The 23,078-nt window shown below is 58.8% G+C and carries 21 protein-coding genes; 6 read left to right on the forward strand and 15 right to left on the reverse strand.

The window, feature by feature from the left end; genetic code table 11:
• Positions 1-88: 88 nt before the first annotated feature.
• Positions 89-976 (forward strand): pyruvate formate-lyase-activating protein, encoded by an 888-nt coding sequence (gene pflA, locus G7Y41_RS05905; protein ID WP_165315978.1) that lies wholly within the window; start codon positions 89-91, stop codon positions 974-976.
• 116 nt (positions 977-1,092) lie between these two features.
• Here pflA and G7Y41_RS05910 read toward each other — a convergent pair whose 3' ends face one another.
• The gene (locus tag G7Y41_RS05910) at positions 1,093-1,869 is read right to left on the reverse strand and encodes a gamma-glutamyl-gamma-aminobutyrate hydrolase family protein (protein ID WP_165315949.1); all 777 of its coding nucleotides are present in this window, start codon (positions 1,867-1,869) and stop codon (positions 1,093-1,095) included.
• Between the two features lie 270 nt (positions 1,870-2,139).
• Between G7Y41_RS05910 and G7Y41_RS05915 the strand changes: the two genes are divergently transcribed.
• Entirely contained in the window at positions 2,140-3,045 is a 906-nt protein-coding gene (locus G7Y41_RS05915) for an aldose-1-epimerase (RefSeq protein ID WP_231367241.1), read from the forward strand.
• A gap of 125 nt (positions 3,046-3,170) precedes the next feature.
• On the opposite strand, the gene G7Y41_RS05920 is transcribed toward G7Y41_RS05915, so the two are convergent.
• From G7Y41_RS05920 to hrcA, 3 genes are all read right to left on the reverse strand, one after another.
• The gene (locus G7Y41_RS05920; protein ID WP_165315948.1) at positions 3,171-4,001 is read right to left on the reverse strand and encodes a 16S rRNA (uracil(1498)-N(3))-methyltransferase; all 831 of its coding nucleotides are present in this window, start codon (positions 3,999-4,001) and stop codon (positions 3,171-3,173) included.
• Positions 3,998-5,134 (reverse strand): molecular chaperone DnaJ, encoded by a 1,137-nt coding sequence (dnaJ, locus tag G7Y41_RS05925; protein WP_165315947.1) that lies wholly within the window; start codon positions 5,132-5,134, stop codon positions 3,998-4,000. The genes G7Y41_RS05920 and dnaJ overlap by 4 nt, the downstream gene beginning before the upstream one ends.
• Positions 5,135-5,228: 94 nt before the next feature.
• Positions 5,229-6,251 carry a heat-inducible transcriptional repressor HrcA gene (hrcA, locus tag G7Y41_RS05930; protein ID WP_165315946.1) on the reverse strand — a complete coding sequence of 341 codons (1,023 nt, stop codon included), beginning with the start codon at positions 6,249-6,251 and terminating at the stop codon, positions 5,229-5,231.
• 264 nt (positions 6,252-6,515) lie between these two features.
• Here hrcA and G7Y41_RS05935 point away from each other — a divergent pair, with 264 nt between their 5' ends.
• Entirely contained in the window at positions 6,516-7,424 is a 909-nt protein-coding gene (locus tag G7Y41_RS05935; protein ID WP_165315945.1) for a DUF3097 domain-containing protein, read from the forward strand.
• A 16-nt stretch (positions 7,425-7,440) separates the two neighbouring features.
• Here G7Y41_RS05935 and hemW read toward each other — a convergent pair whose 3' ends face one another.
• From hemW to G7Y41_RS05960, 5 genes are all read right to left on the reverse strand, one after another.
• Complete coding sequence (hemW, locus tag G7Y41_RS05940; RefSeq protein WP_165315944.1) at positions 7,441-8,700, reverse strand: radical SAM family heme chaperone HemW; 1,260 nt, start codon at positions 8,698-8,700, stop codon at positions 7,441-7,443.
• Positions 8,697-9,959, reverse strand: coding sequence for an MFS transporter (locus G7Y41_RS05945; protein WP_165315943.1), 1,263 nt, complete (start codon positions 9,957-9,959; stop codon positions 8,697-8,699). Before G7Y41_RS05945 ends, hemW begins: the two co-directional genes overlap by 4 nt.
• Positions 9,956-10,744 (reverse strand): tRNA (guanosine(46)-N7)-methyltransferase TrmB, encoded by a 789-nt coding sequence (gene trmB, locus G7Y41_RS05950; protein ID WP_196819571.1) that lies wholly within the window; start codon positions 10,742-10,744, stop codon positions 9,956-9,958. Before trmB ends, G7Y41_RS05945 begins: the two co-directional genes overlap by 4 nt.
• A gap of 155 nt (positions 10,745-10,899) precedes the next feature.
• Positions 10,900-12,756, reverse strand: a complete 1,857-nt coding sequence (gene lepA / locus G7Y41_RS05955) for a translation elongation factor 4 (protein ID WP_165315941.1) — start codon at positions 12,754-12,756, stop codon at positions 10,900-10,902.
• Between the two features lie 225 nt (positions 12,757-12,981).
• Positions 12,982-14,034 (reverse strand): tetratricopeptide repeat protein, encoded by a 1,053-nt coding sequence (locus G7Y41_RS05960; protein WP_165315940.1) that lies wholly within the window; start codon positions 14,032-14,034, stop codon positions 12,982-12,984.
• A 442-nt stretch (positions 14,035-14,476) separates the two neighbouring features.
• Here G7Y41_RS05960 and rpsT point away from each other — a divergent pair, with 442 nt between their 5' ends.
• The gene (gene rpsT, locus G7Y41_RS05965) at positions 14,477-14,740 is read left to right on the forward strand and encodes a 30S ribosomal protein S20 (RefSeq protein ID WP_165215691.1); all 264 of its coding nucleotides are present in this window, start codon (positions 14,477-14,479) and stop codon (positions 14,738-14,740) included.
• A 139-nt stretch (positions 14,741-14,879) separates the two neighbouring features.
• On the opposite strand, the gene G7Y41_RS05970 is transcribed toward rpsT, so the two are convergent.
• From G7Y41_RS05970 to G7Y41_RS05985, 4 genes are all read right to left on the reverse strand, one after another.
• Positions 14,880-15,176, reverse strand: a complete 297-nt coding sequence (locus tag G7Y41_RS05970; protein WP_165315939.1) for a hypothetical protein — start codon at positions 15,174-15,176, stop codon at positions 14,880-14,882.
• Positions 15,177-15,327: 151 nt separating this feature from the next.
• Positions 15,328-16,320, reverse strand: coding sequence for a DNA polymerase III subunit delta (gene holA / locus G7Y41_RS05975; RefSeq protein ID WP_165315938.1), 993 nt, complete (start codon positions 16,318-16,320; stop codon positions 15,328-15,330).
• A 119-nt stretch (positions 16,321-16,439) separates the two neighbouring features.
• Positions 16,440-17,936 (reverse strand): ComEC/Rec2 family competence protein, encoded by a 1,497-nt coding sequence (locus tag G7Y41_RS05980; RefSeq protein ID WP_165315937.1) that lies wholly within the window; start codon positions 17,934-17,936, stop codon positions 16,440-16,442.
• A gap of 115 nt (positions 17,937-18,051) precedes the next feature.
• The gene (locus G7Y41_RS05985; RefSeq protein WP_165315936.1) at positions 18,052-18,906 is read right to left on the reverse strand and encodes a ComEA family DNA-binding protein; all 855 of its coding nucleotides are present in this window, start codon (positions 18,904-18,906) and stop codon (positions 18,052-18,054) included.
• A gap of 347 nt (positions 18,907-19,253) precedes the next feature.
• Between G7Y41_RS05985 and proC the strand changes: the two genes are divergently transcribed.
• Positions 19,254-20,078, forward strand: coding sequence for a pyrroline-5-carboxylate reductase (gene proC, locus G7Y41_RS05990; RefSeq protein ID WP_165315935.1), 825 nt, complete (start codon positions 19,254-19,256; stop codon positions 20,076-20,078).
• A 23-nt stretch (positions 20,079-20,101) separates the two neighbouring features.
• On the opposite strand, the gene G7Y41_RS10160 is transcribed toward proC, so the two are convergent.
• Positions 20,102-20,230, reverse strand: coding sequence for a hypothetical protein (locus tag G7Y41_RS10160; RefSeq protein ID WP_269207939.1), 129 nt, complete (start codon positions 20,228-20,230; stop codon positions 20,102-20,104).
• Between the two features lie 145 nt (positions 20,231-20,375).
• Here G7Y41_RS10160 and G7Y41_RS05995 point away from each other — a divergent pair, with 145 nt between their 5' ends.
• The gene (locus tag G7Y41_RS05995) at positions 20,376-21,725 is read left to right on the forward strand and encodes a Na+/H+ antiporter family protein (protein WP_165315934.1); all 1,350 of its coding nucleotides are present in this window, start codon (positions 20,376-20,378) and stop codon (positions 21,723-21,725) included.
• Between the two features lie 7 nt (positions 21,726-21,732).
• On the opposite strand, the gene G7Y41_RS06000 is transcribed toward G7Y41_RS05995, so the two are convergent.
• On the reverse strand, positions 21,733-23,046 hold the full coding sequence (locus G7Y41_RS06000) for a ClC family H(+)/Cl(-) exchange transporter (protein ID WP_165315933.1): 1,314 nt from the start codon (positions 23,044-23,046) through the stop codon (positions 21,733-21,735).
• Positions 23,047-23,078: the final 32 nt, after the last annotated feature.

The following is a 23,078-nucleotide window of genomic DNA, read 5'->3' on the forward strand; positions in this document are numbered from 1 at the left end:
AAAATATCCGATGACAGGACCTTTTCGACGACATATGACCAGTTCTTTGAGCGTTGCTCCCGTGGGTGACGGCACCTCGCTGATCCACATGGGCCCACGCAGTAGCTCCGACTCCGACGCTGAGACGCGCGATTCAGATTTCGATGCGCCCGCGGTTCGGACCATCGGTCAGGGGGTTGCGGGTCTGACGGAACTCACCGATCTCGAACGTTCCGAACGTCTTGCGATGATGCGCGAGGGAACCCTCGGATCGGTCCACTCGTGGGAACTTGTGACGGCGGTTGACGGTCCCGGAACGCGCTTGACGGTGTTCCTCAACGGGTGCCCGTTGCGTTGCCTGTACTGTCACAACCCCGACACCTTCCTCATGAAGAATGGTGCCCCGGTCACCGACACGGAGTTACTGGCGAAAATTCGCCGTTATCGACGGGTTTTCCGTGCCAGCGGCGGCGGAATCACCCTGTCGGGCGGCGAGGTCCTCATGCAGCCCGCGTTTGTCCGCCGGATCCTGCGCGGTGCAAAAGAACTCGGGGTTCATACGTGCATTGACACCTCGGGTTTCCTCGGTGCCAACTGTGATGATGACATGCTTGACGATATTGACCTGGTGCTGCTGGATGTGAAGTCCGGCGATCCGGAGACGTACACGAAGGTCACGGGGCGTCAGTTGCAGCCGACAATCGATTTCGGGGATCGAATTGCTGCTCGCGGTGGATCCACGCGTATCTGGATTCGTTTCGTTTTGGTTCCCGGGCTCACGGATGATGGAGAGAACATCGCCCGCGTTGGTGAGATTATTTCTCGGTGGCGATCAGTTATCGACCGAGTCGAGGTTTTGCCTTTCCATCAGCTGGGCCGTGACAAGTGGGCAGCGCTGGGCATTGACTACGCATTAGAGGAGACAAAACCCCCGTCGGTTGAAGCCACTGAGAAGGTCCGAGAGTACTTCAGATCCCTCGGGTTCCAGACCCACTGACGCCTTGCCTCACCCCACACGAAAGAGGCCTGCGGATCACCGATTGCGGATGCGTAGACATCACCGCACTAACGGCTACACACTCAGGATAGCCTCTGCCACGTCACGCTCATCAGCTATGCGGCAATCTGCCTCTGAGCTGCATCGAGAGTCGCGGGTTCCTGATGGAGCCTGGACATCCGAAGATATTCGAGGATCGCTTCCAGGTCCCCTATCGGGGCCGCGGGGTCTTCGGGATGCCATTGCACTCCGAGGATCGGCAGGCGTGTGTGCTCAATTGCCTCGACGATGCCGTCCTCAGCGCGAGCACTCACCGCAAGATCTGTTCCCAGTTCCTCGACACATTGGTGATGGGCGGAGGAAACGTCGAGTCGTTCATGGCCGGGATAGATGGACGCAAGCTGTGTATTCTGCGCAATCGTCACCGGATGGCGAACGAATATGCGATCCTCAAGGATCAACGGGTTGTTGTGCTCACCTGATTCAATATGTTGGGTGAGGGTCCCACCGAAAGCAACGTTGAGAATCTGCATTCCGCGACAGATCCCCACAAGCGGCGTGTTCGTGGCTGCGGCGTAGCGCGCGAGAGCCAGTTGAGCGTGGTCTGCGCGAAGCCAGTGGCGTCCTTCGTCTTCGTATCCCTGGCTTTTGCCGTAGCAGGACGGGTGCACGTCCTCGCCACCCATGACGATGATTGCGTCAGCCTCATGGGCTCGTAGGGGGATTCCCTCAGGGCCGTCGAGTTGGGCGTATTCCCGGATGATGTTCCACGAGGACGAGGCGGCGGTGATGATACGTTCCCACAGGCACATGATGAGTGCGTCATACATCGGATCTCCTGGTCGGCTTGGCAGGACATTCGAGATGAGCAACGTCGGCTTGTGGGCTGTCATAATCGCCATCATGACAGCCCGATTTATGCGAAGATCGCAGCGTTCGCAACGTGGACAACTGTGACGCCCCTACGGAACATTCTGTTGTTTGTTCTCCCCTCTGCCCCATCTTCTCCGGCGCGGCATCCACGCCACATGACCACAGACCATCCGTGACGGATAGTGAACGTCAACATCCGCTGTCGTGAATACGTCGATTCGAGCCGGCGAGAACTAGACTTGGTGCAGCTGCCAACCGCAGGAACTCGACGACGACGAAGAGGACACGCTGTGAAGCATTCGAAGATGTCAGGAACTGAAATCACCCTTCAATCCGGGGACTACACCGCGCGGATTGTCACCGTTGGAGCCGGACTCGCCGGCCTCACTCTCCAGGGACACGACCTGATTATCGGCCATTCAGTTGATGAGCTTCCTCCCTCATACCTGGGCAAGACACTCATGCCGTGGCCAAATCGTATCAGCCGTGGAACCTACACGTGGGAAGGGCAAACCTATGAGGTTCCCGTCAATGAATTCTCAACGGGAGCGGCTCTTCACGGCTTCATGTGCTGGGAAGACTGGAGAGTCGTCCACGCCGATCATGATTCTGCAACGCTGGGCGCACTCATCTCGCCGCGCTACGGGTATCCGTGGGCGTTGGAAGCGTGGGTCACCTACGCTGTGCACTCAACGCGCGGACTCACGGTGACACTTTCGGCGAAGAATGTTGGCTCCGAACCCGCACCCTACGGCGTGTCCTCCCACCCCTACCTCAGTGTTGACGGCAAGACGGTTGATCAATGCGAGCTCACCGTTCCCGCTGATCTCGTTCTCGAGGTCGATGAGAACCTCGCTCCCGTTGCAACCCGCTCTGTCACCGATCTCGACGTGGATTTCCGTTCGTCGCACACGATTGACGCACGCCGGATCGATCATGCGTTCACCGGCCTTCCCGACACCGAATGGACCGTCAGTCTGCGCGATCCAGACACGGGCCTGACGTCCTCGCTGTCAGCAAACGTCCCGTGGGTTCAGGTGTTCTCCGGTGATCATCCAGCACTTGCGCGTAGCGGCGCTGCTGTCGAACCGATGACCTGCCCACCCGATGCCTTTAATTCAGGTGAGGACGTCATTGTGTTGGCCCCCGGCGAGTCACATACGCTGACCTTCACAATTTCTGGATCACTGGCCTAGGCGCCACATCGCTGGTCTAAATCCACGCAGCTTGGCGCTCCTGGGCCACAACACGCGTCGCGATGAACGCAAACAATGTCTGCGTTCATCGCAGCATGCGTCGAAAAAACGAGCACGATCTGCGATCAGTCGAAACGGCCGGCGTGCGCTCCAATGAGTGTCATTGCGACCGCGCCGGCCGTTGACGCTCGAAGAACATTGGTGCCCAGAAGAACCTTGATGGCTCCCGCCGCTTCAAGGTCCGCGCTTTCCTGCGGATCGATTCCGCCCTCGGGCCCAACAATCACCGCGATTCCCCCGCGGAAAACACCTGAATCCCCGGTGTCTGCGTCACGCACAGCGATGTCGGCGACAACCTGTGTCAGAGGGAGCGTCGCCTCCTCATGGCACATGACGACAGCCCCGCCCTCGTCAATGAAGCTGCGCACCCACCGGGTCAGTTCCGCCGAGTCACACACCTGACCAACCCGAGGAATACGCGCGCGACGCGCCTGCTTTGCTGCGCTGCGGACAACGGATCTCCACTTGTCGTGTCCCTTGTCACGCTTTGGGCCCGACCAGCGAACGATCGCGCGATTCGACTGCCACGGGATCACCTGATCAACGCCGATTTCCGTGCACACCTCAACGGCAAGCTCGTCACGGCCACCTTTGGACAGCGCCTGGACAAGGGTCAATGGGACGAGCGGGGGCTGCTCGGCGATGGTCTCATTCACACGGAGATCAAGGCCGTTCTTATCGGAAGAAATAACCTGGCAGACCAGGCGAAACCCATCCCCATCAACGAGGTCGACGCTCTCGCTCTCGCCAAGCCGTTTGACGGTGCCTGCGTGACGTCCCTCTGCTCCGCGGAGACGCACATGCGTCCCAACACTCACGCGAGCAAGGACCGTGCGGTCCGAGAGCGCTCCCGCGTCGCTGAGAGCGTCTTCAGCGAAGAAAACCGGCCTCGTCATTGCCCTGCGAAAGTTTCACGGAGTTTCCCGAAGAACCCCGAGTCCTTGCGGTGAGGTTCGAGGCGCGACTCTTTGCGAATCGACGCCAATTCCTCAAGGAGCGCGCGAGAACGATCGTCAAGTTTCTTGGGCACTTCAACGTCGATATGAACGTGCATGTCACCGCGACCGGGGCGCTGGAGGCGACCGACACCCAGTCCTCGCAGTGTGATATCCGCGTTCGGCTGAGTTCCCGGTTCAATGGTCACGGTCTTTTTACCGTCAAGAGTGTCGAGCTCAAAGTCAGTGCCCAACGCCGCCGTCGTCATGGGGATCGTGATCCACGTATGGATGTCGTCGCCACGTCGATCAAAAACCGCGTGCTTCTTTTCGCGGATGACCACGTACAGATCCCCTTGAGGGCCGCCACCGGTTCCGACTTCAGCTTCACCGGAAATACGAATCTGCGTCCCCTCGTCCGCACCCGCGGGAATGGTGATGCTCAGAGAACGACGCGTATGAACACGCCCCTGTCCAGCACAGTCGGGGCACGGTTCAGCGATGGTCGTTCCGTATCCTTGGCACGTCGAACACGTTGTCTGGGTACGCATCGCACCGAAGAGCGGGTGATTGACCTGGCGAATCGTTGAGCCCGTGCCGTGACACGCCGAGCAGGTTTCGGGCTTCGTCCCGGGCTTCGTCATCTGACCACCGCACGTTTCGCAGCGGATATACGTCCCAAATTTCACGGTCTTTGACGCACCGAAGGTGGCCTCTTCGAGAGTGATGTCCACGCCGATGCGCTGGTCACGACCACGCTGGCGTCTGGATGCTGGACCCGAGGAACCACCGGAGAATCCCGTGGAGAAACCCCCGCCGAACATCGCGTCAAAAATATCGGAGAATCCACCGGCTCCACCTGCGAAGGGTGTGCCTCCTGATTGGACTGCTTCGGGACCGCCAACGTCATAAAGCTGGCGTTTTTGCGGATCTGAAAGAGTTTCGTAGGCAACCGACAGGTCCTTGAATGCGTCCTCCGACTCAGGTCCGGCATAGTCGGGGTGGAGCTTGCGCGCCATCTTCCGATAAGCCTTCTTGATGTCCTCTTGACTCGCGTCGCGGGAAACACCCAAGATCTCGTAGTAGTCGTTCACTCGCTGCTATCCCCTAGTGTGTTGTTGCGGTTGTCGTGTTCATGCGCAGATTCTGGCGTGGCGCGTCTATTTCCTGTGTCAGCGTCGACGGTTCTCACTGGCTGAGGAACCTCGACAGGTATGCGGCGACAGCCCTGACGTAGGACATTGTTTTGGCGTAGTCCATGCGTGTTGGGCCGACAACCCCCAGGTGTGCGCGCGCCGCGAATGGTGAATCCGTGGTCCGGTAGGTCCCGGTGACAACGGATGTTTGAGTAAGCGCGTCGTGCGGGTTTTCCTCACCGATCGTCACATGCACATCGTCATCTTGGTTGAGTTCGGAGAACAGTCGCATGAGGACGACCTGTTCCTCAAGGGCGTCAAGCACGGGTGCAATGTCACCGAAGTCAACGGCTCCGCGGGCAAGGTTCGAGATCCCCGCAAGAACGATTCGTGATTCCGCGGTGGATTCCAGGAGATCACTCACGGCCTCGGTCATCATCATCACCCCGTCTCGCAGGTGCGCGGGGGCCTCGTCAGCAAGGGTGTCAAAGGCTTCGTGCACCTCGGTGACGTCGCGGCCTTCAGCTACCGCGTTCACTCGGCTTCGCACCCAGTTGAGGTCCTCAGCGGAGAAAGGATGAACGAGGACGAGCGTGCGCTGTTCAACGCGCCCAGACTCAGTGACAACGATGACAAGGATATTCGTGGGCGCAAGGTCAACGAACTCAACTCTGCGGAGTTTTTCGCGTACCAACGCAGGGTATTCAACGACGGCGACTTGGCGAGTCACCTGGGACAGCAGACGCACCGTCCGTGTGACAACGTCGTCGAGGTTGTCACTTTGAGAAAGGAAGGATTCAACGGCCTTGCGTTCGGGCAGGCTCATCGGTTTGAGGGTGCGAAGTTGATCAACGAAAACGCGGTATCCCTTGTCTGTGGGGACGCGACCGGCGCTCGTGTGCGGCTGGTAGATCAGCTCAGCTTCTTCAAGGACAGCCATGTCGTTGCGGATCGTTGCCGAGGACACCCCGAGGTCGTGGGACTGCGCAATGACTTTTGAGCCAACGGGTTCACGAGTGTGGACGTACTCGGTGACAATGGCGCGCAGCACGTCAAGTCTGCGGTCATTACTCATCGCACGCCTCCTTCGCTGTGACCGTTGCGATCGCCCCGTGAATTCACCCAGACGCGACGCGTTCTTCGGATGAATCAGGCTCTCGCCATGTCGGGACTCTCACTGAGAGTGTCCGGTAGCTGGCACTCATCTCTTCTGAGTGCCAATGGTACTCCCCTCTCCCTTCGCTTTCCCGTCCGCATTCTGTGTCTTTTCGTTCATTGAGCGCCACATTCACTCTCGGCGTATTTTCTTTCATCACGGTGCTCACCTAAAGTTACGGCCGTGACTGTGACACCAATTGATCCCTACGGGACGAATATCTTCGCCCACGACCCGCATCGCGAGGGGCCCAATGCGCGTCGTCCTCGTTCCCGTGACGTCGCCGTTGAATACGGGATGGTTCTCGAGGACGTGACCACAGGTTGGGTGGGCGCGGTCACCCGGGTTGAAAAGTCCGCAGGCGTGTACCTCATCGAACTTGAGGACCGTCACGGACGCACCCGTTCTTTCCCTCTTGGCCCAGGCTTTTGGCTTGACGGAGAACCCATTAACGCCTGCCCTCCACGCCCCCGGTCAGCACCACCGGATCATTTAGCTGCGACAACCCCGATGGGCCGTCGCGTAACCAATTCCGGGTCGATCGCTGTTCCTCACGCCCCAGCCCGCATCGCCAAGGCCTCGCGTATCTGGGTGGAGGGACGACACGACGCTGAACTTGTTGAACACATGTGGGGCGAGGACCTCGGCCTCGAAGGAATCGTCGTTGAACTCCTTGAAGGAGTGGACAATCTCGAAGAAATTCTTGAAGAATTCACCCCGACCACCAGCGCCCGAGCCGGCATCCTCATCGACCATGCCGTTGCCGGATCAAAAGAGTCGCGCATCGCCGACGCCGTCATGCGTCGCTGGGGCGAGAGCGTCCTCGTGGTCGGCCATCCCTTCGTTGACATTTGGCAGGCCGTTAAACCCGAACGCCTGGGCCTGACGAAATGGCCTGATATTCCCCGCGGAACGGACATCAAAGTTGGGACCCTCACTCACCTTGGCTGGCCCCACGACACCCAGGCCGACATCGCCCGCGGATGGAAAAGAATTCTCGCGACCGTGCGCACATACCGCGACCTTGAGCCTGCTCTCCTTGGACGCGTCGAAGAACTCATCGACTTCGTCACCGCGCCCGGTATTCAGTGACACTGGCAGATCGTTTTTAGCCGTCGTATCCCATGAGAGTGCGCGTGACGAGGTCGGCGAGCAAACGGCCTCTGAGCGTGAGAACGATCTGACCTCGAAGCGCTGACACAGGATCTACCAGCCCATCGGCGATGAGTCTGGCAACGCGGTCCGGGCGTTGATGCTCAGACAGCGTGGCACCGTCGGCCGTGCGCACCGACAGCATCACCCGTTCAAGTTCACGCTCGGTGCTTCCCAGGATTTCACCTGCTGCCCCAGGCGACATTCCCCCCGCTAATCGCCCCGCGTAAGCGCGCGGATGTTTGACGTTCCACCAGCGCAGACGCCCGATGTGGGAGTGCGCCCCCGGGCCGAAACCCCACCAGTCCCAGTCGCGCCAATAGGCTAAATTATGGCAGGATGCGTGACGAAGACTCGTGGAAGCACACTCGTCCTCGTCCCCTTCAACGCGCGCAAAATTGGAGATCTCATACCAGCGGTATCCCGCTGCGCCTAAGAGTTCGTCGGCAAGTTCGTACTTCGTCGCTTCATCGTCTGGGTCGGGAAGAGGCAGATCTCCGCGCGCAACCTGAGCGGCCATCTTGGTGCCTTCCTCAATGACCAAGGCATAGGCACTGATATGGTCGGGACGCATCCCAATTGCCGCTTCCACACTCAAGCGCCACTGGTCAACAGTTTCACCGGGAGTGCCATAGATCAGGTCAAGTGAGGTATCAAGCCCGACCTCACGTGCCGCTGCAACAACAACGGGCACACGCTCGGGGGTGTGCGTGCGGTCAAGGGTGCGAAGAACACTGGGGACTGCCGACTGCATGCCAAAGGATACGCGCGTCACTCCCGTGTCTTTGAGAGCCTTCAACCGCTGGGCATCCACAGTTTCCGGGTTTGCCTCGACGGTGATCTCACAGTCGTCGGCTAAACCGATATGCGAACGAATACCGTGAAGGATTGCCGCGATACTCCGGGTGTCCAGCAGCGTTGGCGTCCCTCCGCCGAAGAACACGGTTCGCGCTGGTCTGCGCGCAAAGCCAGCATCGTTGAGGATCGAGGCGGCCATCCGTACTTCACTGACAACGGACTCATGGTAGGACGTGAGGTCGGCTCCCTGGCCGAACTGTGCGGTGTACGTGTTGAAGTCGCAGTAGCCGCACCTCACCCGGCAAAACGGAACATGAACGTAGACGCTCAGCGGGCGTGATTGCTCCACCTCGGCGCAGGCCGGATCGATCCTGCCGTCCGTTGGCCAGGTGATCCCATCGGGTTGGTGTGGGCTCATCGTAAGTCCCAGTCTCGGTCAACGGTGTCGAGTACCTCCAGCCCCAGGGGGCGGCGCGACACAATGAATGCTGACACAGTCATGAGCGTGAGCGAAGCGGTGAGAATGACGAAGGGAATCCGCCACGATCCACTCCACGTGTGCACCCACCCAATGGAGATGGGGCCGATTGCGGCAACGATGTAGCCGATGCTTTGCACGAAAGACACGACACGTCGGTTGATGTCGAGCGACGGAGATTGCTCGATGACCGTTGTGAAGAGCACCGTGAAAAATCCGCCGTGTCCGATGCCGCACAGAGTGCACCACAGCGCCCAGATCGCGGGGGCACACAGAAGTCCCAGCGGCATTGACAGCCAGCATGCGCAGACGAGGGCAAGTGTTGCGCGCTGACTCCATTTGAGCACCCCGAAGGTCAATGACGGCAGCAGTGATCCGAGGATTCCGCAGACGTGGAACAGTGATGTTGCTGTTCCCGCCTGGGATGCGCTCATGTCGAGGATGTCTTCAAGCATCGTCGGAAGCCACGAGGCGAGGGAAAAGAACGCGTAGGTGTGTGCGCCGAACGCCACCGCGAGAAGCACCACTGAAGGCACAGACCTCAGGGAACGAGGACGAGCCTGCGTTTTCCTGTGGATTTCTCCTGGGAGCGCAGGTGAGTGCGCGCCTCGTCCTCGTCCCCTGATCTGTGGAGGAAACACGAACTGCCATGCGGTAAGGATGATGATGCCGGGAATTGCGACCCATAGGAATGTTGACCATCGCCACCCCACGTGGGAGGCCGTGGGAACAGCGGCGATCGTGACAGCCGCAACCCCCAGGTTCGTTGACACCGTGTACAGACCCGTCATGAGGGAAGCACGGAAGGGGAAGTCTCGACCGATGAGCAGGGGAATAACGACATTGCCGAGGGTCATGCCAAAACCAATGATGACCGTGCCCACGAAAAGGAACGCAGCTGGACCGACGGAGCGGATCGCAGCCCCGATCACAATGAGGACGAGGCACACCATGCCTCCCGCGTTCGGTCCTAGTCGACGAAGCAGACTCGAACCTGCGGGGGTCAGCAGACCGAAACACACAATGGGAACGGAAGTGAGCGCGCCAAGGGCAACGGCATCAAGGGCCTGGCTCTCGCCGATGTCTCGCAGTAGCGGGGGGATCACGGAAATCGGGGACCGCAGGAGCAGCGCGAGGCTCAGGAGAACGAGCGCGCTGATCAGGGTTGCGTGTGCGCTCTGACGAGCTTGTGTACTCACCGAGAGTCACCACAAGGGACGTTTTCCGAGGGCCCGTCTACTGTGGGACGTGGAAGCCGAACTCCGACGATGTCGTGAGCCCTGCGCCCCGCATCGATCCCTCGGGTCTCGAAATGTGTGATGATGCGTCCCTGAAAACGCGGGGCAAAGCCGCCGCGCTCAGGTTCGGGGTCCTCAGGATCGGGTCGCTCACCTTCGTAGGGGTTGGCGAGAAGATCGCAGGATTCAACGACGTCACGCATCTGCCACGCATAGTCATCCCAGTCCGTAGCCAAACGCCACAGCCCACCGTCTTGGAGGATCCGTGCGATCTCGCGGGCAAAGGAATCGGATACGAGGCGGCGTTTGCGGTGACGGGCCTTGCGCCACGGGTCAGGGAAGAACGTCCACACTTCTGCAACCGATGCATCCTTCAGGAGGATGGGCAGAGCTTGGGCGGCGTCAGCTTCAAGAACGCGGATATTCGATACGTCTGCGGCTGCGGCCTTCGAGATGAGTTTCGCAATCCCAGGGACCCACACTTCAAGCGCCAAGTAGTCGCGGTCTGGGTGCGAGGCGGCCGCTGCAACGATCTGTTCCCCGGTTCCTGAGCCGATCTCAACCGTCACTGGGGCGCTGCGGCCAAACTCTTGGGCAATATCGAGGTGGAAATCCTCAGCGATCGTGGTGAATCCGATGCCGCGTCGAGGCTCAATGACGTAGCGGTCACCGTGGGTCGCCCATGTGCGTTGAAGACCGATGGGAAGATCACGGGATCGACGAGTGAACGACTTTGTGCGCGCCATGTACACGTCAGGGGAACCGGGCGTTCCGGGGGCTTTCTTGCCCCCGGGTTGAGCATCATTCGTATGCAATGGGGCCGAGGACGAGGACGAAGACGAAGACGAAGACGAAGTATTCTGCCCCGCCGCGTCGTGACCGTGGGAAGCGTCGGCGTTGCTCATTTCTTCCCCGTGGGAACATCCGATGTCAACGCCGCAATGAAAGCCTCCTGCGGCACGTCAACGCGGCCGATGGACTTCATCCGCTTCTTGCCCTCTTTCTGCTTCTCCAGCAGCTTACGTTTACGCGAAATATCGCCTCCGTAGCACTTCGCCAGCATGTCTTTGCGCAAAGCCTTGATTGTCTCTCGCGCGATCACACGCGCACCCACGGCCGCTTGAACGGGAATCTCAAATTGCTGCCGAGGAATGAGTTCTTTCAAGCGCTTGGTCATGCGCTGACCGTAGGAGTAGGCCGCATCCTTGTGAACAATCGCGCTGAACGCATCAACCCGGTCACCGTTGAGAAGGATGTCAACCTTGACGAGGTCGGCAACCTGCTGCCCGGCTTCCTGATAGTCAAGCGAGGCATAGCCCCGGGTTCGTGACTTCAACTGGTCGAAGAAGTCGAAGACAATTTCCGCCATCGGCAACGCGTAGTGGAGTTCGACGCGTTCCTCACTGAGATAGTCCATGCCTTTCATAGTTCCGCGGCGCTCCTGGCACAGCTCCATAATTGTGCCGGTGAATTCCGTGGGCGTCAGGATCGTCGCGTTGACCAGCGGCTCACGGACCTCGCGAATTTTGCCTTCGGGATATTCCGACGGATTATCAACGCGCACGCTGGTTCCGTCCTCGGTAATGACCTGGTAGACAACGTTCGGTGCCGTGGCGATGAGATCGAGGTTGAACTCGCGTTCGAGGCGCTCGCGAATGATCTCCAAGTGAAGGAGACCGAGGAAGCCGCAGCGGAACCCAAATCCCAGGGCGGCAGACGACTCCGGCTCAAATGTCAAGGCCGCATCGTTGAGTTGGAGGCGTTCCAACGCATCACGCAGATCTGGGAAGTCTGTGCCGTCAACCGGGTAGATTCCAGAAAACACCATCGGTTGCGGATCCTGGTAACCATCAAGCGGTTGCTCAGCTCCTTTGGTTGCTGAGGTCACCGTGTCGCCAACTCGTGACTGACGCACGTCTTTCACGCCGGTAATGAGATAGCCGACCTCACCTGCTCCGATTCCTGCAGATGGCACGGCCTCGGGTGAGATCACACCAAGTTCAAGCAGCTCATGCGCTGTTCCAGTGGACATCATGCGAATACGTTCACGCGTGTTCAACGTGCCATCAACCACGCGGACGTAGGTCACAACGCCCCTGTATGTGTCGTACACGGAATCGAAAATCATCGCGCGCGTCGCGCCGTCAGGATCTCCTTCAGGTGCGGGAACGGTGCGGACAATGGTGTCAAGAAGATCTGCGACGCCTTCACCTGTTTTCCCCGACACCTTGAGAACGTCGGATTCGTCAACTCCGATGAGTTGAGCGACCTCGTGCGCATATTTTTCTGGCTGCGCACCCGGCAGGTCGATCTTGTTGAGAACTGGGATAATTGCCAGGTCGTTTTCCAAAGCAAGGTAAAGGTTCGCAAGGGTCTGCGCTTCGATGCCCTGAGCAGCGTCAATAAGCAGCACCGCGCCCTCACAGGCGGCGAGCGAACGCGACACCTCGTAGGTGAAGTCAACGTGTCCGGGGGTGTCAATCATGTTAAGCGCGTACGGCTGACCATCAACGGCCCACGGCATGCGGACCGCCTGAGATTTAATCGTGATTCCACGTTCGCGCTCGATGTCCATGCGGTCGAGGTATTGCGCACGCATATCGCGTTGTTCAACGACTCCGGTGAGCTGAAGCATTCGGTCAGCAAGAGTCGATTTGCCGTGGTCGATGTGGGCAATGATGCAGAAATTCCGAATCCGCGACTGGCTGGTCTTCGCCGGCTGAATCAGCGCACTTTGCTCTGACGTGGGGATGGGCACAGGTTCCTCCAACAGGTTCTAACTCCCCTATCGTCCCATTATCGGGCCCTTCATGGCGAACCAGGACGTGCCGTTTCCCCCACATCTGGACGTCATCGATCCTTGACATCGGCATACGCACGCGCCGGGTGTTTTTCCATCGTCCATCTCTGAAGCATTCCTATCGGAGCTAATGCCCCAAAAGCCCATCCCCTTGCTTGCCCGCTCTCCATTGTCGATGCGCTCCTAGGCGCTCAGACGCCTCTGACTGATTTTTTGTTCAATATCTGCCATGACATCGTGAAATAGCGCGCGCTCGTCCTCGTCCCACTCCTGCGGAGCCACCGCGAGAATCTTCTGACACCACAGCGCCGCCTGATCCCACTCCTGGTGATCCATAGCAAAGGTCATCTGGATGACCATCTGAGTGACGGTACGCGGGTCACTGGGACCAAATGTCTCCTCGAATCGGTCTGCGAGATCATTCCATAGGTTTTCTGCTCCCCACGAGTCCCCACTGAGGTAGGTCATCCGAGCCAAGCAATGACGGACCCTCAAAGTCCGATGATCATCGGCACCGAAACAGTCGGTGAGAATAGTGAGCAACGCGGAATACTCTTCGATGGCTTCGTCAAAACGTTCAGCCTCACCCAGTGCTTCAGCGAAATTATCCCGCACCGCCAGGTACAGGACGTCCGACTTCTCGCAGCGCACAGACATGTCCTCTCGCAAGTTCCGATAGATCTCGATTGCACGCTCCCAGTCCCCCGATAGTTTCGACGGCATCGCGGAATTATTCTCCACCGCCCACACCAAGGGATCGTTGTCACCACATACTCTGCGAACATCCTGACGAAGCTCGTTGAATTGGCTGTCCAGGTTGCTGTAACCGCACATGCAGGCCCAATACAGAGTGGCATTGCGCATCGTCAGAGTTTCGTGACTATCTGCTCCCTTGACGAGCGTGGAATGAATACTGCCGATCGTTGCCCATGCAAGCGCGACATTCGGCCGATCCATTTGTCCGTTCCACGTGATCAGCAGTCGAAGAATCGCCAGTGTGTCCTGCGAATTTGTTGCCGGGTGGATCACGGCTCTTTCAGCTTGAGACACCGCCTTCTCATAATCTCCTTGGGTTGCGGTTTCAATTGCTTCCTCGATCAGTTCGGCTGGAGTGCATAGTTCCTCCTCCGACTGACCTCCGTCTCCCCCTCGCGAAGGCACCGCCACCAAAGGCAGGTCCATCACTGTCAACAGGCTCGTCGTGCGGGGTTTCACCGTTGTGCAGGGTTTCATCATTGGCTCCTTAAATCATCGCGCTTTCGGAGTCGTCTCCTTGCGCGGGTCGTCGTTTCTGTTTTCCGCTCACGTATATGGCGGCGGGCAGCACCTACGCCCCTTGCTCACGCGGGGGCTTGGGTGAGTGAGTGCGCTCATCATGTCAGTTGGTATTGAGAAAACACAGGGACGAGGACGAGCCTGTGGATAACCGCGTCCAGCTGTCGAAACACACCTATTTTCACGAGTATTCCGCTTAATCGTGAGGGTCTTCACGTTGTTTTCTGCTGGACGAGATGGCACATAAAAGGGCCATACTGGTAAAGTCGGTGGTCGGACTCCCAGCCTGGTCGGGCAGGGGGTCTGGTTGAAGTCGCTCGCGGATGTCCCCATGTCCCAGTCCCGGCTTTGACACAGCCCTCACCGACCCTGAACGTTTCCAAAAACAAGGAGTTACCCGACTGTGGCGAACATTAAGTCTCAGATCAAGCGGATCCGCACAAACGAAAAGCGCCGCCTGCGCAATCAGGCAGTGAAGTCTGAACTCAAGACCCTGGTTCGTAAGGCTCGCGAGGCCGTTGAAGCTGGCGACAAGGAAGCGGCAACCGAGGCACTGCGCGTTGCTTCACGTAAGCTCGACAAGGCCGTGTCGAAGGGCGTCATTCACAAGAATCAGGCCGCGAACCGCAAGTCCAAGCTGGCCAAGCGCGTTGCTTCACTCGACTGATTTTTCAGACCTGACGTGGGGGCCGTCCCGATTCGGGACGGCCCCCACTTTTCTCGTGGTCAGCTAAGAGCCCCAATAAGTCCCCGACGACCACCCGCACAGGGGTAGCCGCAGGGCCACACGGAGCGTCTAAAACCGGTTAGACGTTGAGGAGTTTCTTGGACGCTTCGTAGACAACTTGGCGTCCAATGTCGTCGATCTGTTCTGGTGTCATGTCCCGCCAGTCAGAAAGCGTGATCTCGACCAGAGTCTCCTCGTCGTCCAGCGCCTCCACGTACCTGCACGCTCTGACGAATAACAGGTCTTTGTCGCCGCCGCTTCGTTGAAGCTCAGTAGAAACAGGGTTTGTCGGGTCGATCAGGTGTCCGAGCTTCCTCAGCAGAACTCCTGCGGTGGAATTGATTGTGCTGAACTTCTTCAGGTCTACACTTGGCATTGTTGGTGTCCCCCTTCATGGAAACATGGGTGAATTGGTTGTTTGTCTCACCTAGTCGTCTTAACTTGGCACTCAATGGTCGATGGGTGATTCTGCGCATTCTCACAAATCGGTGAACGCTATCGGACACTCCGGTTTATACGACGCTCCGTTATCGCCGGTAACGACGCAGTCGGCATATCTGAATAACTGCTTTTTCAACGGCGCGTTCAGGATCGCGAGATAGACCTTTCGTTTCCTCGTCAGCCACTGCGAGAGCCGAAATAGCTGCGGCGAGCGATGCATCCGACCATCCACGCAGCTGGCGTCTGACGGTGTCAAGCTGTCGCGGACTCAGCGCGATCCGGGGCATATTGGCGTTACCCATAACCTGAACCTTTGCCAAGTTACGCACCTTATAGGCGAGTGCCCCAACGAGCGCAATCGGGGATGCCCCCGTTGCTAAAGCATGGCGCAGGAGCATGAGTGCGCGCACCGAATCTCCGTCGATCGCTGCATCGGCTACCTCAAAGCCGGTGGCTTCCACACGCCCCGATTGGCTTCGCCGCACATCTTCAACGGTGATTCGCCCGTGAATGTCAAAGAACAGCTGATTGAGCGCCGCACACATGGATCGCACGTCGTTTCCCAAGGCATCGACGAGGGCTTGAAGTGCCTCGGGATCAACGTGGCGCCGTGCGCGACGTGCGTCGTCGCGTAAGAGCGTGAGTTTGTCCGAGTCGTATTGCAGGGGCTGCGCGGGAATCACGGGGTACTTTGCCTTGACGATCGCATCAAGGACTTTCTTGCCGCGCGCATTCCCCCCGGGATGAACAAGGATGATCCACGTGTCAGGTGATGGCTGGGGAAGATATTCCAGAAGATCCTGAGCGAAACCATCCGTCATTGTTTCCAGGTCGCGGACAATAATGAGCCGCGATTCTCCAAAAAGCGACGGCGATGTTAATGCCGCCATCTCCCCTGGGGAGTACGTGGCAACATTCAGTTCTGTGAGTTCAACCGCCGGATCGGCTGCACGAGCCTGATCTTTGAGTTGTCCGAGAGCGCGATCAACCAGAAGACCCTCTGAGCCTTTAATGAGGACAACGGGGGCAAGCGTGGCCTCAACAGGGGTGAAGCGTTGGTAGCTTCCACGTGCCGTCATGAAATGTGTCCTCTCGATGAGATGCGTGAGCCAGCCGCGGGTTCCTTGCCCCGGGATCGGTGTCTTCAGTATCCCATGCCCCACTGACAATATGGTCCAGCTTCTGCCTCGTCCCCGGTCTACGACACAGCAATCATTCCGCGAGATCGTACATGCACCCACAGCGTCCCCATCACAACAACTGCATAGACAGCAAGAACCGTGAGACTTCCCCCGGGGATTGCCCAGTGCGCACCGGGCAGGTCATTCATCCATCGAGCAACCCCAGCAATCCAGCCGGTGAAGATCTGTGCAGCCTGGGCGAGAAGGTGCGCTAATTGAGGGAATTCAGGGGCAATCAGCGCGGTTGCCATTGACAGTACCGTCGCCGGTGCCACGGAAGGAGCAACGGCAACATTTGCCATAACCGACCAGATCGACACGGTGTCGCTCAACAGCAAGAGGATCGGAAGAACCATGATCTGACATGTCAGTGGGATCGCTACCACCGCGAGGATGCGGCGCATGATCTTCCCCGTCACCGTGTCGTCCCGCACCCGTGTTTTCATCCACCGAAGAAGGGCCGTCGATGGACCAAGTACTCCGAGTGTTGCCGCAACGGACAGAGCAAACCCCAACGATTGTGCAGCCCAGGGGTCAACAAGGATGACAACGGTAACGATAGTGCACAGCGCTGAGATCCCCTGCCCGGTCCGCCCCAACACCAAGCCGGCAACGCCGACGCTAGCTGTGGACACGGAACGAAGAACCGACGGCTCCGGTCCAACGAGCGCAAGAATGATCAGAAGAACCGCAGTTGTCACTCCTGCTCGCAGGCGACGCGTCCCAGGCGTCACCGAGACGACAACTGCCAAAAGAATGGCAATATGCGATCCGGACACTGCCGTGAGGTGAGTCAGGGAGCTCGAGCGCATTGCTTGCTTAAGATCGCGACTCATCGCCCGATCATCACCAACGGACATTCCCGGAACCAGAGCCTTCCCCTGATCACTCAGTCCCATCGTCGCATGACTGAGAGCTCGGCGAGTCACCCGGGCCCATGCCAGCCAGCCACCGGGACGTTCAATGACCCGAGGATCATTCGCGCGCAGCGTGCCAACAAAGGGAGGATCGCCACGAAAGGTGCTGTTGATTCGTCCACTGACCTGCACAACGTCCCCGCGGCTGAGATCTGACCACCCCTTTCCGGTGATGTACAGCATGATGGACGAGGACGACTCCCCGTCGGGGCCACGGAATTTTTCGACTCGGGCGTTGACTCCGTAGCGCCCGGACGAGGCTCCTGGATGCATCGGTTGAGGATCATTCACAAGACGAACAACAGCACTGATCTGCGTTTCCTTTGAGTTCATCACGACCCGGGTCAGTGGATCGCAGTTGTAGACGATGCGCGCTGCGTTCGATGTCAGGAGCGCCGCGGCGGCGGCAATCGTTATCGCGCAGAGTGCGAGCCGGAGGGAGCCAACGGGTGTGAGGGCGTGGACCGGGTCACTGCGTCTGGGATGCTGAGAACGAACCCACCACAAGAACAGTCCAACTCCGAGGGTGAGAAGGATGACGGCTACACAGACGGTGACAGCTGCGGGCACATCCGCTCGGCTGATCAGTAGTGACACGCACCAAACGGTCGTGGCCACAGGAAGGAGACGAAGGTCAACCATACGAGGAGCGATGCGCGATACCTCCACCTCGTCCTCCTGAGCCTCGAGACTGCCTCACGCAACGCGCGGATCAGATACAGGCATCCGGGCGAATTTTGTCAAGGACTGCCGGCCCGATACCTGAGACTTCATCAAGCTGATCCACAGACGTGAACCTGCCGTTACTCTTGCGAAAATTAACGATTCGCTGGGCAAGAGCAGGCCCCACACCGTCAAGTTCCTGGAGCTGCTCAACCGATGCAGCATTGATATTGACGCAACCTCCGCGTTGTGTTCCGGGACCATCCGATGCCCCCGGACTTGCTCGGATCGGCGTGTCTGTGGCCACCCCTCCTGTCTGACTGCCCGCGAGCGCGTGAGCTTCCTGGGCATTGGGAACGTAGATCTGTTCTCCATCTTCAACACGTCGCGCAAGATTGATCGCTGTTAGCGCTGCCTCTGGCCGAGCACCACCCGCCGATTCGATCGCATCGGCGACGCGCGCCGTTTCTGGCAGTTCATAGACCCCTGGTGCTGCCACTTCACCGGCAACATGAACCACAAGTTTCTGCCCGTTATTCGGCGGTGTTGTTCCTCCAGAAGCACCAGATGCGCGTCGATCGGAATCGTGGCCTTGACCACGACCTGCCCGTCCCGATTGGTCACCATATCCCGTTGAGCTGCGTTCTTGCCCGTTGTGACCTCCCGCGGGCGTGCTCGCGTGAGCAGAGGCGTTATCAAACTCCGGGTGCACGACGGGACGTGCAGACATGCGCCACAGGGAGATGCCTGCAACAAGAACAAGAAGGACAACCAAGGCAATCACCATTCGACTCGAAGGAAGCGCACGGATCAGTCCCGTGCGCGCAACATCATCCCCTTCATCTTCGTCGGTGAACACCTCACGTGTCATCCGCTTGAGCGTTGCGCGTTGCCAAGAATCCATAGTTGCGAGGCTAGAGATGATCTTCTTCCTCGGCACTCACCCGCAGGGGACCTGTGGAAAACTCAGCTCCTCAAGCCAACCTGTGGATCCGTGAGAACTCATACGCAGCATGGAAAATATGGCCCTGTTTTTCGTCACATATAGGGTGTCACCTGCGCCTGAACACGCAGGATGTGGTGAGTGCAGCTTCGTCCTCGTCCCCATGTATCCCATACCAATCCACAGGAAACGTGCCCCGGGGCTGACGACGCCGACTCTGGCGGCTAAATTAAGACCCAAACGCTCGGTGCTCGCAGCGATACCCCCGCGCGCTCGCGCCAACGCTGCTCAACGCTTTGGAGGAATGAATGACCATCGGTTTCATTGGCACAGGATCTATGGTGTCGGCAATCGCCCTCGGCGCAGCAGCACACGGAGTGGACACCAGCGGGTGGATTCTCTCCAACCGAACCCCCGCAAAAGCCGAGGAGCTGGCGAAGAAGCTGAACGCACGTTCGGGCTCCAACCTCGACGTCGCGGCGCACGCTGACGTCATTGTCCTCGGAGTCAAACCCCAAATGCACAGCGGAGTGATCCATCAGATCACTCCGACGCTGAATTCTCGGCGCAACGTCGTCATTGTCTCCCTTGCTGCGGGACGATCAACCGCGACGATCCGCAGTGATTTTGAGGATGCTGGACTGACGTGGGCGTCCTCTCTCCCGATTATTCGCGTGATGCCCAATGTCAATGCCCACATCGGTCAGTCAGTGACGGGAATTTGCGCCGATGGAGCCAGCGATGACGACATTGCAGCGGTGGTTCATCTCATGGACTCTGTCGGGATGACGGTGACATTGGAAGAAAAGAACTTCCCCGTCTTTTCTGCTCTGGCAGGATGTTCACCCGCATGGATGTACGAGATCATTGAATCACTCGCACGTGCGGGCGTGAAACATGGACTCACGAAGGATGTTGCCGTGTCCGTTGTGGCTCAGGCGATGAAAGGATCGGCCGCCCTCGTTCTTGATCGATCCTCTTGCGGGATCGTTCCAGCACAGCTCGTTGACCAGGTCACGAGCCCCGGTGGAACAACGATTGCGGGCCTGCTCGCAGCCCAACGTGAGGGACTCCCAGCGGCACTTGTCGCTGCTGTGGATGCCGCCGTCGAGCGAGATCAGGCGCTGAGCTAACTGAGAATCCTCACCTGAACCTGTCAGCGTGTCACCGACAGCTGCGCTCTTGCCTCTGCTCCCAATTCCTCCCAATTCCCTGGGTTCTCACTGCCACGCTGCCATCCCTTGACGGGACCGTCATTCCCGTTGCATCCGATGCGGATTCTCATTGACATTCTCATCTACCGCACACATGTGCGCGCAATAGTTCAGATCGCCTAGAGTATTCGCGTCTCTCAACGCTCACCGGCACAGTCAGACCCACTGACCAGCTGCCGATGGTCGCCCCCATCAGGCAATCGATTCCGAGGTCTTATGAACGCGGTCGTTATCTCCGTCCTCATCATGCTCATTCTGTCAATCGCGCGAGTGCATGTTGTTCTCTCCCTTTTCATCGCAGCCCTCGTTGCCGGTCTCACCGCCGGCATGGGTCTCCAAGACACGATGGTGACTTTCCAGGAAGGGCTCTCGGGCGGAGCACGGATCGCGCTGTCCTACGCACTCCTTGGCGCTTTCGCAATGGCTGTGGCAAATTCTGGGCTTCCTCAGTTGCTCGCGGATATCCTTGTCAAGCGCATGAACTCCGCTGACCCGGAAAAGTCTCAGCGCGTTGCCCTGTGGACAAAATGGGGAATGATCTCCATGATCGTCGCAATGGGAGTCATGAGCCAAAACCTCATCCCCATTCACATTGCGTTCATCCCGCTGATCGTTCCCCCGCTGATTTCCGTGATGAATCGGCTCAACCTGGATCGTCGCGCCGTTGCCTGTGCAATCACATTCGGCATCGTCACAACGTACATGTTCCTCCCCATCGGCTTTGGACGGATCTACCTTCACGACATCCTGTTCAGCAACATCGAGAAAGCGGGGATGGATCTGACCGGAATTAGTCCGACCGTCGCGATGGCGATCCCAGCGGCCTCAATGTTCATCGGCTTACTGACGGCGCTGTTCTTTTCCTACCGCAAGCCCCGCGAGTATGCCCAGGCTGAATCGTCCTACGTGTCCCACGTTGAATCCATCAACATGTTGAAAGTGTGGGGCGCGATCGCGGCAATTATTGTGTGCTTCGTTATCCAGACGTGGCTGACGATCATTGATTCCCAAGCTGACCCACTTCTCATCGGTGCCCTCGTGGGCCTGTCCATGCTCCTGATGATGCGTGTTGTCCCGTGGGGGCAGGCAGATGATGTCTTCTCAGGTGGGATGAAGATGATGTCCCTCATCGGGCTCATCATGATCACGGCACAGGGCTACGCTTCGGTTCTCAACGCCTCCGGTTCGATCGAGCCTCTCGTTGAACACACCGCCGCTCTTTTCGCTGGTTCCAAAGCCCTCGCGTCACTGGCGATGCTCGTTGTTGGCCTCCTCATCACGATGGGCATTGGCTCGTCCTTCTCGACGATCCCGATCCTCGCGGCGATCTACGTGCCGTTGTGCTCCACCCTCGGTTTTTCACCGCTGGCGACGGTGGCGTTGATCGGCACCGCGGGTGCCCTGGGCGATGCTGGCTCCCCTGCGTCGGATTCAACCCTTGGCCCGACAACCGGGTTGAATGTCGACGGCCAGCACGATCACGTCCGTGACACCGTGATCCCGACGTTCCTCCACTACAACATTCCGCTGACCATCGGGGGCTGGATCGCCGCGATGGTGCTCTAAAATCGCCTCAATTCACCTCGGGTGACGCTTCGCCCTGTTGTTTCTTTAACAATCGCGCAAGGAGCGCGTCATAGATCGGCGGCGTACGCAACGCATCAGCCGTGAAAATCGCCAGAATGACGACGGTGGCAACGGGCAGAAGATACGTCAAGGTCCCGCTCATTTCGGCGGTCAAAAGAATCGAGGTCAGCGGGGTTCGCACCGAGGCGGCAAGCACCCCAGCCATCCCGCAAATAGCCAACAGGGCGTGGGCATGAGCAGACGCACCCGCGAGCTGCAATGTGAGGGCGTAGGCCGCTCCTGTCAGCGCCCCGATTGCCAGGATCGGCATGAAAATTCCGCCCGGGGTTCCAGATCCGAAGCTCACTGCTGTCAGGGCGATTTTGGCCGCAAGGACGAGAACGACGAGTCCCAGTCCTGCCTCAGCATGCTCGGCCCACGATACGAGATGTTCTCCCCCACCCAAGAGCGCCGGATAGATCAAACCGAAGACTGTGGCCAGCATGAGCGCGGTGATGATTCCGAGGGGACCGGGAAGACTCCCCAGACGTTGGGATGCCAGGAGAAGATGATTGACCAAGGCACCGACGATTCCGGCGAGCACTCCCAGCGGGAGAATCATCCACATTGATGACATTGCCAGGGGACCCACCGGGGCGAAAGCGAGGATCGGTCGGCTTCCAAAAAGGAGCGTCGAAATCGCACTCGCCGATAGAGCACCAGCTGCTGCTGATGCGATGGCGAGCGGAGAGAACGTCTTGTGAAGACCTTCAAGACCGAAGAGAATCCCCGATACGGGGGCGTTGAACGCGGCGGCAAGACCCGCCGAGGCACCGCTGGTAACGAGCTGGCGCTGTTCCTCCGGTGTGGCCTTGAGGGGAGTTGCAAGTAGCTGCGCTCCCGACGCACCCAGGTGAATGGACGGGCCTTCACGCCCAAGGGACAGTCCGCAGAACGCTCCGAGTGTTCCCCCTGCGATCCGCACGGCGATCACAGGTAAGGGCCTGATCGACATTTTCCCAGCGATCACTCCCTTGACCTGCGGAATACCTGAGCCTGATGCCTGGGGTTCCCATTTCAGGGCCAGCCAAATCAGAGTTCCAATCAGGGGGACGAGGACGAGCCACCCAATAATCGCCACCGGATGCTCCGCAATAAATGCGTAGGCATCAACGGCGAATTCCGTTCCTCGTTCAATGCTCAGGCGATAGACCAGCGCGAGGGATCCGCCGACGATTCCCGCGATCAGCCCATTTCGGGTGACACGCCACCGGCGCGAGCCAGCCAGCTGTTGGACGCGCTGAATGAGTCTTGACCACACGGCGTGTTTTCTCTCCCGATGTTGAGCGAAGC

Origin of the sequence: Schaalia sp. ZJ405, assembly GCF_011038885.2 — a bacterium.
Lineage (GTDB): Bacteria > Actinomycetota > Actinomycetes > Actinomycetales > Actinomycetaceae > Pauljensenia.